The organism is Caballeronia hypogeia, from assembly GCF_001544875.2.
Lineage (GTDB): Bacteria > Pseudomonadota > Gammaproteobacteria > Burkholderiales > Burkholderiaceae > Caballeronia > Caballeronia hypogeia.
On record NZ_FCOA02000021.1, the window covers coordinates 16,174 to 29,596 of the forward strand.

13 protein-coding genes are annotated in these 13,423 nt (G+C 64.1%); 7 read left to right on the forward strand and 6 right to left on the reverse strand.

The annotated features are described in order from the left end of the window. Positions 1-1,524 carry a glycerol kinase GlpK gene (glpK, locus tag AWB79_RS25585; protein WP_061170238.1) on the reverse strand — a complete coding sequence of 508 codons (1,524 nt, stop codon included), beginning with the start codon at positions 1,522-1,524 and terminating at the stop codon, positions 1-3. Between the two features lie 211 nt (positions 1,525-1,735). Here glpK and AWB79_RS25590 point away from each other — a divergent pair, with 211 nt between their 5' ends. Then, on the forward strand, positions 1,736-2,509 hold the full coding sequence (locus AWB79_RS25590; protein WP_061170332.1) for a DeoR/GlpR family DNA-binding transcription regulator: 774 nt from the start codon (positions 1,736-1,738) through the stop codon (positions 2,507-2,509). A 9-nt stretch (positions 2,510-2,518) separates the two neighbouring features. On the opposite strand, the gene AWB79_RS25595 is transcribed toward AWB79_RS25590, so the two are convergent. Together AWB79_RS25595 and AWB79_RS25600 are read right to left on the reverse strand one after the other, a co-directional pair. Beyond that, a complete protein-coding gene (locus AWB79_RS25595; protein ID WP_061170239.1) occupies positions 2,519-2,980 on the reverse strand; it encodes a cupin domain-containing protein in 462 nt (153 codons plus the stop codon). Between the two features lie 7 nt (positions 2,981-2,987). Beyond that, complete coding sequence (locus tag AWB79_RS25600) at positions 2,988-3,848, reverse strand: class I SAM-dependent methyltransferase (RefSeq protein ID WP_061170240.1); 861 nt, start codon at positions 3,846-3,848, stop codon at positions 2,988-2,990. 101 nt (positions 3,849-3,949) lie between these two features. On the opposite strand from AWB79_RS25600, the gene AWB79_RS25605 reads away from it, so the two are divergent. Then, positions 3,950-4,873 (forward strand): DMT family transporter, encoded by a 924-nt coding sequence (locus tag AWB79_RS25605; protein ID WP_061170241.1) that lies wholly within the window; start codon positions 3,950-3,952, stop codon positions 4,871-4,873. 4 nt (positions 4,874-4,877) lie between these two features. Here AWB79_RS25605 and AWB79_RS25610 read toward each other — a convergent pair whose 3' ends face one another. Next, positions 4,878-6,626, reverse strand: coding sequence for an IlvD/Edd family dehydratase (locus AWB79_RS25610; RefSeq protein ID WP_061170242.1), 1,749 nt, complete (start codon positions 6,624-6,626; stop codon positions 4,878-4,880). 331 nt (positions 6,627-6,957) lie between these two features. Here AWB79_RS25610 and AWB79_RS25615 point away from each other — a divergent pair, with 331 nt between their 5' ends. The 5 genes from AWB79_RS25615 (at position 6,958) to AWB79_RS25635 (ending at position 12,281) form a co-directional block, all read left to right on the forward strand. Continuing rightward, entirely contained in the window at positions 6,958-8,067 is a 1,110-nt protein-coding gene (locus AWB79_RS25615) for a sugar ABC transporter substrate-binding protein (protein ID WP_061170243.1), read from the forward strand. Continuing rightward, positions 8,067-9,077, forward strand: a complete 1,011-nt coding sequence (locus AWB79_RS25620) for an ABC transporter permease (RefSeq protein ID WP_061170244.1) — start codon at positions 8,067-8,069, stop codon at positions 9,075-9,077. The genes AWB79_RS25615 and AWB79_RS25620 overlap by 1 nt, the downstream gene beginning before the upstream one ends. Next, positions 9,077-9,883, forward strand: a complete 807-nt coding sequence (locus AWB79_RS25625) for an ATP-binding cassette domain-containing protein (protein WP_061170245.1) — start codon at positions 9,077-9,079, stop codon at positions 9,881-9,883. Before AWB79_RS25620 ends, AWB79_RS25625 begins: the two co-directional genes overlap by 1 nt. A 21-nt stretch (positions 9,884-9,904) precedes the next feature. Beyond that, complete coding sequence (locus AWB79_RS25630; RefSeq protein WP_061170246.1) at positions 9,905-10,648, forward strand: FadR/GntR family transcriptional regulator; 744 nt, start codon at positions 9,905-9,907, stop codon at positions 10,646-10,648. A gap of 301 nt (positions 10,649-10,949) precedes the next feature. Further along, positions 10,950-12,281, forward strand: a complete 1,332-nt coding sequence (locus AWB79_RS25635) for a glycoside hydrolase family protein (RefSeq protein ID WP_232471011.1) — start codon at positions 10,950-10,952, stop codon at positions 12,279-12,281. On the opposite strand, the gene AWB79_RS25640 is transcribed toward AWB79_RS25635, so the two are convergent. After that, positions 12,274-12,606 (reverse strand): Rieske (2Fe-2S) protein, encoded by a 333-nt coding sequence (locus AWB79_RS25640; RefSeq protein ID WP_061170247.1) that lies wholly within the window; start codon positions 12,604-12,606, stop codon positions 12,274-12,276. The genes AWB79_RS25635 and AWB79_RS25640 overlap by 8 nt on opposite strands. Then, entirely contained in the window at positions 12,603-13,421 is an 819-nt protein-coding gene (locus tag AWB79_RS25645; protein WP_061170333.1) for an intradiol ring-cleavage dioxygenase, read from the reverse strand. Before AWB79_RS25645 ends, AWB79_RS25640 begins: the two co-directional genes overlap by 4 nt. Positions 13,422-13,423 lie beyond the last annotated feature (2 nt).

Below are 13,423 nucleotides of genomic sequence, written 5' to 3' on the forward strand. Positions count from 1 at the left end.
TCAGTTCGTGCAGGCGGTGTGTTCGGCGGGGCGCTCCCACGCGCGGGCGCGGTCGATGGCGCGATGCCATCGCTCGATATGCGCCTCGCGTTCGTGGCGCGGCATGGCGGGTTCGAAGCGCCGCGCGGCGGGCCACGCGCCCGTGAGTTCGTCGCGGTGCGCCCAGAACCGCGCGCCGATGCCCGCGAGAATGGCCGCGCCCAGCGCCGTGGTTTCGGTGACCGCCGGACGCACGACGGGGCGATCGAGCAGGTCGGCCTGAATCTGCATCAGCAGATCGCTTTGCGATGCGCCGCCGTCCGCGCGCAACTCGCTCACCGCGATGCCGGCGTCGGCCTCCATGGCGACGAGCACATCGACCGTCTGCAAGGCGATGGCTTCGAGCGCCGCCCGTGCGACATGCGCGCGATTCGTGCCGCGCGTCATGCCGAGCAGCGTGCCGCGCGCCCACGGGTCCCAGTACGGCGCGCCCAGTCCGGCGAAAGCAGGCGCGAGCACCACGCCTTCGCTCGACGCGCATTGCGCCGCCAGCGTGCTCACCTGCGCCGCGCTCTCGATGATGCCGAGCCCATCGCGCAGCCACTGGACGATCGCACCGCCCATGAAGACCGCGCCTTCGAGCGCATAGGTCCGCGCGCCGTCGAGTTGCCAGCCGATGGTCGTCAGCAGATCGTGTGTCGACGCGACGGGGCGCGCGCCGGTGTTCATCAGCATGAAGAGGCCGGTGCCGTAGGTGTTCTTCACGAGCCCGGGTTCGACGCAGCCCTGACCGAACGTCGCGGCCTGCTGATCGCCGGCGACGCCGGTGATGGGTATCGGCGCGCCGAACAGCGCGGCATCGGTATGCGCGATCATGCCGCTCGAAGGCACGACTTCGGGCAGCACGGCGCGCGGGATGTCGAAGAGCGACAGCAGCTCGTCGTCCCATGCGCAGGCGTGGATGTCGAACAGCGCAGTGCGCGAGGCATTCGACACATCCGTGACGTGCCGGCGGCCGCCGCTCAGTTGCCACACGAGCCAGCTATCGACCGTGCCGAACGCCAGCTCGCCCCGCCGTGCGCGCATGCGAAGGTCCGGCGCGCTGTCCAGCAGCCATGCGAGCTTGGTCGCGGAGAAATACGGATCGGCGCGCAGGCCGGCCTTGCGCGCGATCAGCGCCTGCGCGCCGGATTCGATCAGCCGCGCGCAGTGCGCAGCGGTGCGGCGGTCCTGCCAGACGATCGCGGGCGCAACGGGCGCGCCCGTGCGCCGGTCCCACAGCAGCGTGGTTTCGCGCTGGTTCGCGATGCCGATCGCCGCGATATCCGCGGCCTGCGCGCCCGCCTCGCGCATCGCGTCACGCGCGACGGCCAGCTGCGATTGCCAGATGTCGGCGGGATCGTGCTCGACCCATCCGGGCTGCGGAAAATGCTGCGCGAACTCGCGTTGCGCGCTGGCGCTGACGCGGCCCGCGCGGTCGAAGAGAATCGCGCGGGAACTCGTCGTTCCCTGATCGAGCGCGAGAATAAAACGTGGGTGGCTCATGCCGCCGCTCCAGGCTGCCGGTTCATTTGATGTTCGAAAATGAATCTTCGAATTCGTTTTCAAACATCCTAGCATCGGGCGCGGAACGCGAAAAGTCCGCTGTTTCGCGGACAAAAGTGGCATATTGCGCGTCTTTCGTTGGTCTGTGGCGCGTTTCGTCGTACACTCGCCCCTCGATTATTTTCATTTTTTTTCGATTTTGCGCAAATCGATGACATCCGATCAAGCACTCAACGGCCGCCAGCGGGCCCTGCTCGACCGCGTCGCCCGCGACGGCTTCGCGACCATCGACGATCTCGCCGCGCAATTCCAGGTCACGCCGCAAACCATTCGCCGGGACGTCAACTGGCTGTCCGAGCGCAATCTGCTGCGCCGCTATCACGGCGGCGCGAGCGCGCTGACGAGTTCGGAGAACACCGCGTACACGGCGCGCCAGCAGATGTATCTCGACGAGAAGCGGCGCATCGCGAAGCGCGTCGCCTCCGAGATTCCGAATCACGCAACGCTTTTCATCAACCTCGGCACGACCACCGAGGAAGTCGCGCGGGCGCTATGTCAGCACACCGGCCTGCGCGTGATCACGAACAACCTGAATGTCGCGAACATTCTCGCGGACGAATCGGACGCCGAGTTGCTCGTCGCGGGCGGCAAGGTGCGCGCGCGGGACAAAGGCGTGGTCGGCGAACAGGCCGTCGATTTCATCCGGATGTTCAAGGTGGACTTCGGGATCATCGGTATTTCGGGCATCGACGAGGACGGCACGCTCAGGGACTTCGATATCGCCGAAGTGCGCGTCGCGCAGGCGATCATCGAACAGTCGCGCACGGTGTTTCTCGTCGCGGATCATTCCAAGTTCGGCCGCGCCGCGCTCGTGAAGCTCGGGCATCTGGATCAGATCGACGCGCTCTTCACCGATGCACCGCCGCCCGAATGGATCAGCGAGAGTCTGCTCGCCGCCGAGGTTGCGGTGCGTGTCGCGGAGTGAAGCGGAGGGTCAGGGCCGCTCGATCGGCGTCCCATCCTTGCGCACGAATCGGCCGTCGGCATTCGCGCTCATCATGTCGACATCGGAGCAGGTCGTGAGGTCCTCATACACGCGGCTGCCGACTTCCAGATACATCGCGGGCGCCCGCGACCGGTTCACCATGTGATGGCCATTGCCGGTTCCCTTCGGAAACGCCGCACAATCACCAGCGCGTAACGTCGTTTCGCCATCGTCCTCGATCAGCACCAGTTCGCCTGCCAGAACATAAACAAACTCGTCCTCGTGCGAATGCCAGTGACGTTGACTCGACCAGCCGCCCGGCGGCAGATGCATCAGATTGACGCCGAAGTCCGCGAGCCCGCCAGCCTCGCCTAAACGCTGGCGAATGCGTTCGGCGCAACGCGCATCGAAAGGCGGCGGATAGCCCGAGCCCTTCACCTCGGGCACGGCGCTGAGATCGATCTTGGGCATGACAGGCCTATGTATTCGCCATGAGCAGCTCTTCCGCATTGTCCGGCGGACGCAGCCCATCTGTTCTGTCGGTGAAGTAGCGTTGCGTCAGATCCGCAGCCGGGATGTGCCGAGCGTCCCTGAAGCCCGCGTCGAGCGCAAGCGCCTGAATCTCCGCGGGCCTGAAGAAGCTGATGAACGGCGTGCCGCTCGCACGCGCGCCCTTCTCCGCCATCTCCAGACCCGGGCGAACCTCGGCGTCCGCGAGTTCGAGCGGCAGCAGGAAGGTCATCGCGAACGTCGATCCCGGAGCGAAGCCCGCGACTTCGCGCAACGTGGCCGCGTTCGCTTCCTTCGTCAGATACATGCTGACGCCGGTCGACACGATCACCGCAGGCTTGTCCTGGTCGAAGCCGCTTGTCACGAGCTTCTCGCGCCACGACTCGCCCGCTTCGAAGTCCACGGGCACGAAGCGCAGCCAGTCCGGCACGCCAAAGCCCAGCTCGTTCAGACGCTGACGCTTCCACGCCTGCGGCCCCGGTTGATCGACTTCGAAGATCGTGAGACGCGACGCAATCTCGGGCCTGCGTTGCGCGAAGCTGTCGAGACCCGCGCCCAGGATCACATATTGCGTGACGCCATCACTCTGTTGCTGCACGACGAGATCATCGATGAAGCGCGCCCGCGCGACGATCGATGCGCGAAAGGGCCGCGTGAACTGCGGGTTCATATCGCCGCGCTCGCGCCAGTTCGCCTCGGGCGCGAGCATTGCAAGACCGATGGTGTCGTCGAGCACATGTGGCGGCGCGTCGGCCTCGACGTGCAGCGCGCGCCACATCGCGACGCGCGCCGCCGTGCTGTCGGGCGCCATGTCGAGCTTGTCGTTCATTGTTCTTCCCGTTTGATCCACCAGCGGAGAATGTCGCACACTTCGCCGTCGACGTCGCGAACACTACAATCGACAGGCACACAACCACGAGGACGCGAGACATGGCGCAGGCGCCGCAGGTCGATCGGGAACGGGGCACATCCAGCCAGCGCGAGCGCCGCTGGCTCACGACCTTCGGCCCCGTCATATTTCTGCTGCTCTGGTCGGCGGGATTTCCGATCGCGAAGACCGGCCTGCACTATGCGTCGCCGCTGACTTTCCTGTCGATACGCTTCGCGCTGAGCGTCGGCGTGCTGCTTGCCGTATGCATGTTCAAGCGCCCGCAATGGCCAGGCACCGCGCGCGCATGGACGCATCTCGTCGTCGTCGGCTTTCTCGTGCAGGTGATGTACTTCGGCCTGAGCTATCTGTCGATGACGGCGGGCATCGCGACTTCCGTGCTCGCGTTGATCGTGTCGTTGCAGCCGATCCTCGTCGGCGTGCTCGCGCCGAAGTTCGTGGGCGAACGCATTGGCGCGCGGCGTTGGGCCGGTCTGCTGCTCGGACTCGCTGGCGCGGCGGGCGTGATCGTCGCGCGCGGGCCCCTGCATGCCGAATCGCTCGGGCCCGTGTTGCTCGCGGTGGGCGCGCTCATCGGCATCACCGGCGCGATGCTCTATGAAAAGCGCCTCGGCACGGCGCAGGACCCGCTGACGTCGAATCTCGTGCAGTACAGCGTCGGCTTCGTGTTCTGCGCGCCCATGGCGCTCGCCTTCGAGCACACGCAAGTGCAATGGACGCCGACGCTCGTCGCAACGCTCGCGTATCTCGTGATCGGCAATTCGCTGATCGCCATCACGCTGCTGCTCGCGATGACGCGCGCGGGCAAGGTCTCGCAAGTGGCGTCGCTGTTCTTCTTCGTGCCGCCCGCCGCCGCCGTGCTCGCTTATTTCTTTCTCGGCGAAGTGCTTCCGTCAATGGCATGGTGGGCGATGGGCGTCGCGGTGCTCGGCGTCGCCATCGCCACATGGACACCGCGCAAGTAGCGGCTCAGTGCGAATGCTTCGGCACTTCCGCGCCACGGCAGCCGACGAGAAAGTCGAAGTCGCAGCCTTCGTCGGCTTGCAGCACGTGCTCGACATAGAGCTTGCGATAACCCGTCCGATCCTCCGGAATCTCCTCGCGTGACGCGGCCCACGCATCAAGACGCGCGCGGATTTCATCGTCGCCAATGTCGATGTGCAGCGTGCCGCTGTCGCAATCGAGCTCGATCCAGTCGCCGTCGCGCACGATGGCGAGCGGCCCGCCCGCCCGCGCTTCCGGCGCGACATGCAGCACCACGGTGCCATACGCGGTGCCGCTCATGCGCGCATCCGACACACGCACCATGTCCGTCACGCCCTGGGCCAGAAGCTTCGGCGGCAAGCCCATGTTGCCGACCTCCGCCATGCCCGGATAACCCTTCGGCCCGCAGTTTTTCATCACGAGCACGGAGTCGGCGGTGACATCGAGATCGGGATCGGCTATGCGGCGCTTGTAATCGTCGAAGTCTTCGAACACCACCGCGCGGCCGCGATGCTTGAGAAGCGCCGCCGTCGCCGCCGATGGCTTCAGCACCGCGCCGTTCGGCGCGAGATTGCCGCGCAGCACGCACAAGCCGCCATCGGCGACGAGCGGTTTCGCGATCGGGCGAATCACTTCGTCGTTATAGAGCGGTGCGTCCTTCACGTTTTCCCATAACGTGTGGCCATTCGCGGTGAGCGCATCGGGATGCGGAATCAGCTTCGCTTCGCCCAGACGCCGCAGCACGGCAGGCAAACCGCCCGCGTAATAAAACTCTTCCATCAGGAAGCGCCCCGAAGGCTGCAAGTCGACGAGCGTCGGCGTGCCGCGGCCAATGCGCGTCCAGTCGTCGAGTTCGAGCTTTACGCCGATGCGCCCCGCGATCGCCTTCAGATGGATCGCCGCATTGGTCGAACCGCCGATCGCCGCGTTGGTGCGGATCGCGTTCTCGAACGCTTCGCGTGTGAGCAGCTTCGAGAGCCGCAAGTCCTCGAGCGCCATCTCGACGATCCGCATGCCCGACAGATGCGCGAGCACGTAACGGCGCGAATCGACGGCGGGAATCGCGGCATTGTGCGGCAGCGTGACGCCGAGCGCTTCGGCCATGCACGCCATTGTCGATGCGGTGCCCATGGTGTTGCAGGTGCCCGTCGAACGCGACATGCCCGCTTCCGCCGACATGAATTCGTGAATCGAAATCTTGCCCGCCTTCACCTGCTCGCTCAATTGCCACACGACCGTGCCCGAGCCGATATCGCGCCCTTCGTGCTTGCCGTTCAACATCGGGCCGCCCGATACGACGATCGCCGGGACATCGCAGCTTGCCGCGCCCATCAGGAGCGCGGGCGTGGTCTTGTCGCAGCCCACGAGCAGCACGACCGCATCGACGGGATTGCCGCGTATCGCTTCCTCCACGTCCATGCTCGCGAGGTTGCGCGTGAACATCGCGGTGGGCCGCAGATTCGATTCGCCGTTGGAGAACACCGGAAACTCGACAGGAAAGCCGCCCGCCTCGAACACGCCGCGCTTCACGTGCTCGGCGAGCTTGCGAAAGTGCGAATTGCATGGCGTCAGTTCGGACCACGTATTGCATATGCCGATGATCGGCTTGCCCGCGAACTCGTGATCCGGAATGCCCTGATTCTTCATCCAGCTTCGATACATGAAGCCGTTCTTGTCGGCGGTGCCGAACCAGGCTGCCGAGCGAAGCTTGGGTTTCGATTCAGGGGCGCTCATGGTTTTGCTCACTCTGTGAGAAAGACCTATAAATAGCATGACTATATGGACAGCACGTACCGGGAAAACGCTAATCGAAACGTCAAAACACACTGCATATAGTTTGTCTATTGAAGTCGACGCGCGGGATACGCATATCCCAATTACTAGTTGAAAACGCGCGCTTCTCGAACCATCCTCTCGCACATTTGTTCGCATCGTCATCCGCGGCTGTTTCGCCTTTCGATCATGAAAGGCGCAGGCGGATGACGTGCCGTGAAAACCCAGTATCTGAACGCGATCGACGCATGAGTCGACCCATCGACCAACGAAGAAGAGACCGGAGGAACACATGGCGCAGAATCGGGATGACGACGCAAAGGACGGCAACAGCCTCATCAGTTCGGGCCGGCGCGGGCTCATGCAGGGCGCGGGCCTTGGCGCCGCGCTGTCGCTGCTCGGCGGCGTCGCGGGCACGGGCGGCCTGATCTCGTCCGCGCAGGCGGCCGAAGCGGCGTTTCCGCAGCACAAGAAATGGAAGATCGTGTTCGTCAATCACGTGACGACGAATCCGTTCTTCGTCCCCACGCAATATGGCATTCAGGACGCGTGCTCCATGTTCGGCATGGACTATCAGTGGACCGGCTCGGCCACGTCGGATGCGGGCGAAATGGTGCGCGCGGTGAACTCAGCGATCGCCGCGAAAGCCGATGCGATCGCGGTGCCTATCGTCGATCCGAATGCATTCGACAAGCCGATCCAGGCGGCGCTCGACGCAGGCATTCCCGTATTCGCTTACAACGCCGATGCGCCGCGCGGCAAGAGCAATCCGCGTCTCGCGTATATCGGCCAGGATCTGTATCTGTCTGGCTATCAGATGGGCGAGCGCATCGCGAGCCTGATCGACAGCGGCATGGTCGCGCTGTTCATCGCGACGCCGGGGCAGTTGAACATCCAGCCACGTCTGGATGGCGCGAGCGACGCGATCAAGAAGTCCGGCAAGAAGATCGACATTCAGACCGTGGCCACGGGCGCGACCGTCAACGAAGAGCTTTCGAAGATCAAGTCCTTCTATCTCGGCCATCAGGACCTGAAAGGCATGTTCGCGGTCGATGCGGGCAGCACGCAGGGTGTCGCGCAAGTGATGAAGGAATCGAACCTGCCGTCGAAGGGCGTGCACGGCGGCGGCTTCGACTTGCTGCCGCAGACCATCCAGCTCATTCACGAAGGCTTCCTCGATTTCACCATCGACCAGCAGCCGTATGTGCAGGGCTTCTATACCGTGATGGAAGCGTTCGTGTTCCTGGCATCCGGCGGTCTCGTGGGTCCCGCGAACATCAACACGGGTCTCAAGTTCGTGACGAAGGACACGGTCGAGCCGTACCTCAATACGTCGACGCGTTATGAAGGCAAGACCACCAAGCCGCAAATCGTCCCGATGAAAGGCGCGATCAAGTCGTAATGAATACAGCGAACGAACCTCGTAAAGCTGAAGCGCCCGCGCGGATCGAGCGTCCGCGCGGCGCGTGGATGTCACACTGGGCGCCCGAGTTGCGCATCCTGCTGGTCGCCGTGCTGCTCGCGGCGTATTTCCAGTTCGTCAATCACGACTTCCTGCTCTCCAACGCGAGCCTCGTCAATCTCTCGCAGTATGTTGCGCCGGTGGCGATCATCGCGTTCGGCGAAATCATGCTGATGATCGGCGGCGATATCGATCTTTCCGCGGGCATGGTGTTCGCGTTCGCGCCTTTCATGATGGTGTTCGCGAACGATGCGGGCGCGCCCATGTGGCTTTCGGTCATCGCAGGGCTCGTCGCCGCCGCGATCATCGGCTTCGTGAATGGGGCGGTCACCGTGTATCTGCGCCTGCCTTCGTTCGTGACCACGCTCGGCACGCTGTTTCTGATCAACGGCATCACGCTGACGGTTTCGCGCGGCACACCCGCCGCCACGCCCGGCTCGCCCGAATTCGCATCCGTCATGGGAGCGTGGGGTTACAGCGAGATCATCTGGACCGTGGCGATCGCGTTCGTCATGCACGTGCTGTTGCGGCACACGCGCTGGGGTCTGCATACGCAGGCGGCGGGCGCGAATCCGCTCGGCGCGAGCGAAGCGGGCATTCACGTGAACCGGCTGCGTCTCGGCAACTTCGTGCTCGCGGCCGTGCTCGCGGGCTTCACCGGCGTGCTCGAAAGCTTTCGCATCACATCCATCGATCCGCAGGCCGGCGGCAATCAGATCATGTTTCTCGCGGTCGCCGCTGCGGTAATCGGCGGCACGCCGTTGACGGGCGGCTCGGGCACGATCGTGGGCGGTCTGCTGGGCGCCGCGGTGCTCGGCATTCTGAGCGACGGCTTCACGCTCATCGGCATCAATGCGTTCACGTTCAACATCATTCTCGGAGCCGCGATTCTCGCCGCGATGATCTTCAATATTCACGTCGGCCGCATTCGCCGCAGGGGAGCACGGTGATGGCAGAACCGCAAACCGCTCCTGTTTCCACGGCGGATCTGGCGCTGCGCGGCGACAATCTCGTCAAGCGTTTCGGCGCGGTCACGGCGCTCGACGGCGTGTCGCTCACGCTCGGCAAAGGCGAGATTCTCGGCATTCTCGGCGACAACGGCGCGGGCAAATCGACGCTCGTGAAAATCCTCACGGGCTTTCATCAGCAGACCAGCGGCACGCTGCACATGCACGGCGAGGAAACGCTGCTCAAGTCGGTCGACCATGCGCGCACACTCGGCATCGAATGCGTGTATCAGGATCTCGCGCTCGCGAATTCGCTGTCGATCTACCACAACATGTTTCTCAATCGCGAGATCCTGCGGCGCGGACCGGCCAGTCTCCTGCGTCTCGTCGATCACAAGCAGATGCGCGAACGCGCGGCGCATCTGCTCGAAGATATCGGCGTGCACGTGCCTTCGGTCGATCTGCCCGTCGAGCGCTTGTCCGGCGGGCAACGGCAGGCCATCGCGGTGGCGCGCGCGGTGCATTCGAACGCGAAGATCCTGCTGCTCGACGAACCGCTTGCCGCGATGGGCGCACGCGAGGCCGCGCTTATCATCGATCTCGTCATGCGCCTGAAGGAGAAAGGCGGGCTCTCGATCATCATGATCATGCACAACTACGCGCAGACGCTCGATATCGCGGACCGTATCATGCTGATGCAGCGCGGCCGCGTGACCTACGAGCAGCGCAGCGCCAATACATCGGTCGCGGAGCTGATGGATATCGTGAGGCGGGAATATCGGGCGATGCGCGCAACCACGGCGCATTAGATATCTTTCAAGCCGCAGCGCATGGATTACCGCAATCCCAAGCAACGCAAGAGCATGCACGGACGCATCGTGCAGGAGCTCGGCATGCAGATCGTGAGTGGCGCCATCAGGCCTGGCGAGCGGCTGCCCGCCGAACCCACGCTGTGCGAAACCTATGGCGTGAGCCGTCCGGTGCTGCGCGAGGCGACGCGCGTGCTGGTCGCGAAGGGGCTGGTCGTGTCGAAACCGCGCGTGGGCAGCGTCGTGCGCGCGCGCGAAGAGTGGCACATGCTCGACCCCGACGTGCTGGTGTGGACCATCAGCCATCTTCCCGAAGGCGAATTCTTCCAGTCGCTCATGACGGTGCGGCAGATCATCGAGCCCGCCGCCGCCGCGCTCGCGGCCATCTCCGCCACTGACGAAGACATTGCGCGCATAGGCGCTGCGTTCGAGCGCATGGAACGCGCGCAGACCGCCGCCGAACTGCTCGATCCCGACCTCGCGTTTCATCGCGCGATCATGACGGCAACGCATAACGACATGCTCGGGTACATCGGCAACATGCTGTCGCTTGCGCTGACCGAGTCGATCAAGCTCACGAGCCGTCATCCGAACACGCATGCGCTGTCGTTGCCGCGTCACAAGGCGATCTTCACGGCGATCGCGAATCGCGACGCCCTCGCGGCGCGGCAGGCGAGCGTCGTGCAACTGGATAACGCGCGCGCCGACGCGAATTCCATTCTTGGCGGCGCGCCGCTCGGGGCCGATCGCACATCGTCCACGTAAGAACGACCGGATTTATTCCGTCGTAACGTTTTCGCGCGGAAGTTTTATCTCAAGATTTCCGCCTCCCCTCCGTAAACCCTATTGAGACCGGCTTGAATGCGGTCTCATCTTCGCCCCTTCCTTCCAGCAGCACCTCTCGTGGAACGGCTCTCAGGGGTTCTTTCGACGAGCATTCCACACGTCCTCGCGCCCGCGCGGGATGAAGGTCCATGACCGGTCCGTTCGCTTCAGGCTGACGACCCGGGAGACGTGCGCCTACTTCGTGGACAGCGATGTTGACCATTCAGTAGCGCGTGTTGCAATGACGACCTTCGTTCATACCGGTGATCCGGCTTTTCGTTTCATTCGATCTTTCAAGGCCGTGGCGATGGCCGCCGCGTTGAGCCTCGTGCTCGCAGCCTGCGGCGGCGGCGGCGGCAGTGACAGTGCAAGTACGAACGCCGCTTCGGCGTCGGACACCGCGCGCAGCGGCAGCGCGTCGGCATCGGCGTCGTCGGTTGCGGGCGTCCCTGCAACGGACACCGCATCCACGACCACGCCCGCAGCAGCCGACACGGGAACGTCTAAGTCCACGGCGAGCACGGCGGTCGTGGGCAACGCCGCGAACGCGCCATCGACGAACACGGGAGCCACGAGCGGCGCATCCACGCCCGCAGCAAGCGCGCCCGATGCGGCGTCCAGCGTCACCAGCACGCCGATACCCCCGCAGACCGCGCGCCTCTTCTACGGCGTCAACGGCCACAACAACGAGGGCGGAGCGTACGACATCTCCTCCACGGCGCTGCAGCTTGCGCAGTTGCAGGATCTGGGTGCGAAGTTTTATCGCAACGAGGTGTACAGCCCGGGCACCGCGAACAAGCTCGCGGGCATCGCGCAGATCATGGCGGCGGGCGGCGTGACGATCTATCCCGTCATGCTGATGGGCATCGATCTCGTCAACAACGAAGACGAGGCCTACAACGCGGGCTTCGCGCTCGGCCAGGCGACCGCGAATTCGCGCCGCTACCCATACTACGAAGTCACCAACGAACTCGGATCTGGGGCGCTCGTCGGCAATGTCGATGGCGTCTATCCGCAGCAATACGACATGGCCAAGTTCAGGATGATGCGCGGCGTCATTCGCGGCATGATCGCGGGCATCAGGTCCGTGGATACATCGGGCAAGATCGTCATGGGCGGCGAAACGTGGCTGCATTACGGCTTCAACAAAATGCTCGCGCAGGGCATGGAGCCGGATGGCAGCATCGGTCATCCCAAGGTCGACTGGGACATCACCGCGTGGCACTGGTACTCGGAAATGGGCGACATCACCAACGCGTGCGGTGGCACCGGCTGCCACAACGTGCTCGCCGAGCTGAAGAAGTTCGGCAAGCCCATCTGGATCAACGAATTCGGCGTGCGTCCGAACTTCGGCACGGATCAGCAGATCGCGGACTATCTCGTCGGCAACCGGATGATGGCGCAGTTCGTCGCGCTCGCGTCAACCTACGATATCGAATCGATCCAGAGCTACGAGCTCTACGACGATCCGCCGACCGGCGAAGGTCCGTTCGGCTTGCTGAAGAACGACGGCGTCACGCAAAAACCCGCTTATAGCGCATACAAGAACTTCGTAGCGACCCATCCTATGTGATGGATTCGTCATCGATCACGACGCGCCCGTCTTCGATTCGAATCGCGACGCGTTCGAGACGCGCACCGAGACACGGCCCGTCGATGCACTCGCCGTCCTCGAAGCGGAACATCGCGCTGTGATGCGCGCACATGAGCAAGCCGCCGCCGTAGGTCCAGAACGCGTCCGGCTCGTAGTTGAGCGGAATCGAGAAATGCGGGCAGACGTTGCGATACGCCCACGCTTCATCGCCGCGACGCAGCACGAGAATCGCGGGCGCGGCTTCATGGCCGCCGCCATCGGGCACCTCGTGCAGCGCGCAGATGGCATGCTTCGACGCGTTCACATCCGCTCCTTCGCGATCAGCGTGAAATCGCGCGCGACCTCGAAGCCGCCGTCCTTCGGCACGTAATCGATCACGAGCGAAGGCTTCACGCCGAACACCGCGTCGGACTTCACGTAGGGATCGTCGGCGGAATAGAGCGCGGTCGTCAGTGGATCGTAGCCGGACGCGTCTATGCGAAAGTGAATATGCGCCGGACGCATCGGATGACGGCCCGTCGCGACCAGCATCTGACCCACTGGTCCGTCCGTCGGAATGGGATAGCTCGTCGGCTTGATCGAATGAAACGCGTACGCGCCCCGTGCATTCGTGCGGAATCGACCGCGCAGGTTGCCTTCCGGCTGCTCCGGGTCCTGGCCTTCATACATACCATTCGGCGCGGTCTGCCACACTTCGATCAGCGCGCCTTCGACCGCCTCGCCATTCACGCCGCGCACGACGCCATGAAAGAACGTGGGCTCGCCGTCGCTTTGCGCGATGTTCGCGCCGAACGCCGACTCCCTCACGCCGTCGCGCCAGAACGGTCCGAGCAGGCTGCTTTCGGTAGCCGCATCGTCGTGATGCCGGTTGATGTCGTCGAGCACGATGGAAAGCCCGAGCGTATCCGACAGCAAGATGAACTCCTGCCGGATGCCATCGCACTTCTTGCCGGTGGCGGTCAGAAACTCGATGCCGCGCCGCCATTCATCGTGCGTCAGATTCACTTCGCGCGCGAACGCGTGAAGATGGCGCACGAGCGCGGTGAGCACGTCCTTCGTGCGCGCATCGGCGCAATCGCCGAAGGATTCGGTCACGGATTGCGTAAGAGACTCGTTCATCT

What these genes read in the sequence shown, in the direction of transcription:
- glpK (WP_061170238.1), bottom strand. Translation starts at nt 1,524, where the DNA reads ATGAGCCACCCACGTTTTATTCTCGCGCTCGATCAGGGAACGACGAGT.
- AWB79_RS25590 (WP_061170332.1), top strand. Translation starts at nt 1,736, where the DNA reads ATGACATCCGATCAAGCACTCAACGGCCGCCAGCGGGCCCTGCTCGAC.
- AWB79_RS25595 (WP_061170239.1), bottom strand. Translation starts at nt 2,980, where the DNA reads ATGCCCAAGATCGATCTCAGCGCCGTGCCCGAGGTGAAGGGCTCGGGC.
- AWB79_RS25600 (WP_061170240.1), bottom strand. Translation starts at nt 3,848, where the DNA reads ATGAACGACAAGCTCGACATGGCGCCCGACAGCACGGCGGCGCGCGTC.
- AWB79_RS25605 (WP_061170241.1), top strand. Translation starts at nt 3,950, where the DNA reads ATGGCGCAGGCGCCGCAGGTCGATCGGGAACGGGGCACATCCAGCCAG.
- AWB79_RS25610 (WP_061170242.1), bottom strand. Translation starts at nt 6,626, where the DNA reads ATGAGCGCCCCTGAATCGAAACCCAAGCTTCGCTCGGCAGCCTGGTTC.
- AWB79_RS25615 (WP_061170243.1), top strand. Translation starts at nt 6,958, where the DNA reads ATGGCGCAGAATCGGGATGACGACGCAAAGGACGGCAACAGCCTCATC.
- AWB79_RS25620 (WP_061170244.1), top strand. Translation starts at nt 8,067, where the DNA reads ATGAATACAGCGAACGAACCTCGTAAAGCTGAAGCGCCCGCGCGGATC.
- AWB79_RS25625 (WP_061170245.1), top strand. Translation starts at nt 9,077, where the DNA reads ATGGCAGAACCGCAAACCGCTCCTGTTTCCACGGCGGATCTGGCGCTG.
- AWB79_RS25630 (WP_061170246.1), top strand. Translation starts at nt 9,905, where the DNA reads ATGGATTACCGCAATCCCAAGCAACGCAAGAGCATGCACGGACGCATC.
- AWB79_RS25635 (WP_232471011.1), top strand. Translation starts at nt 10,950, where the DNA reads ATGACGACCTTCGTTCATACCGGTGATCCGGCTTTTCGTTTCATTCGA.
- AWB79_RS25645 (WP_061170333.1), bottom strand. Translation starts at nt 13,421, where the DNA reads ATGAACGAGTCTCTTACGCAATCCGTGACCGAATCCTTCGGCGATTGC.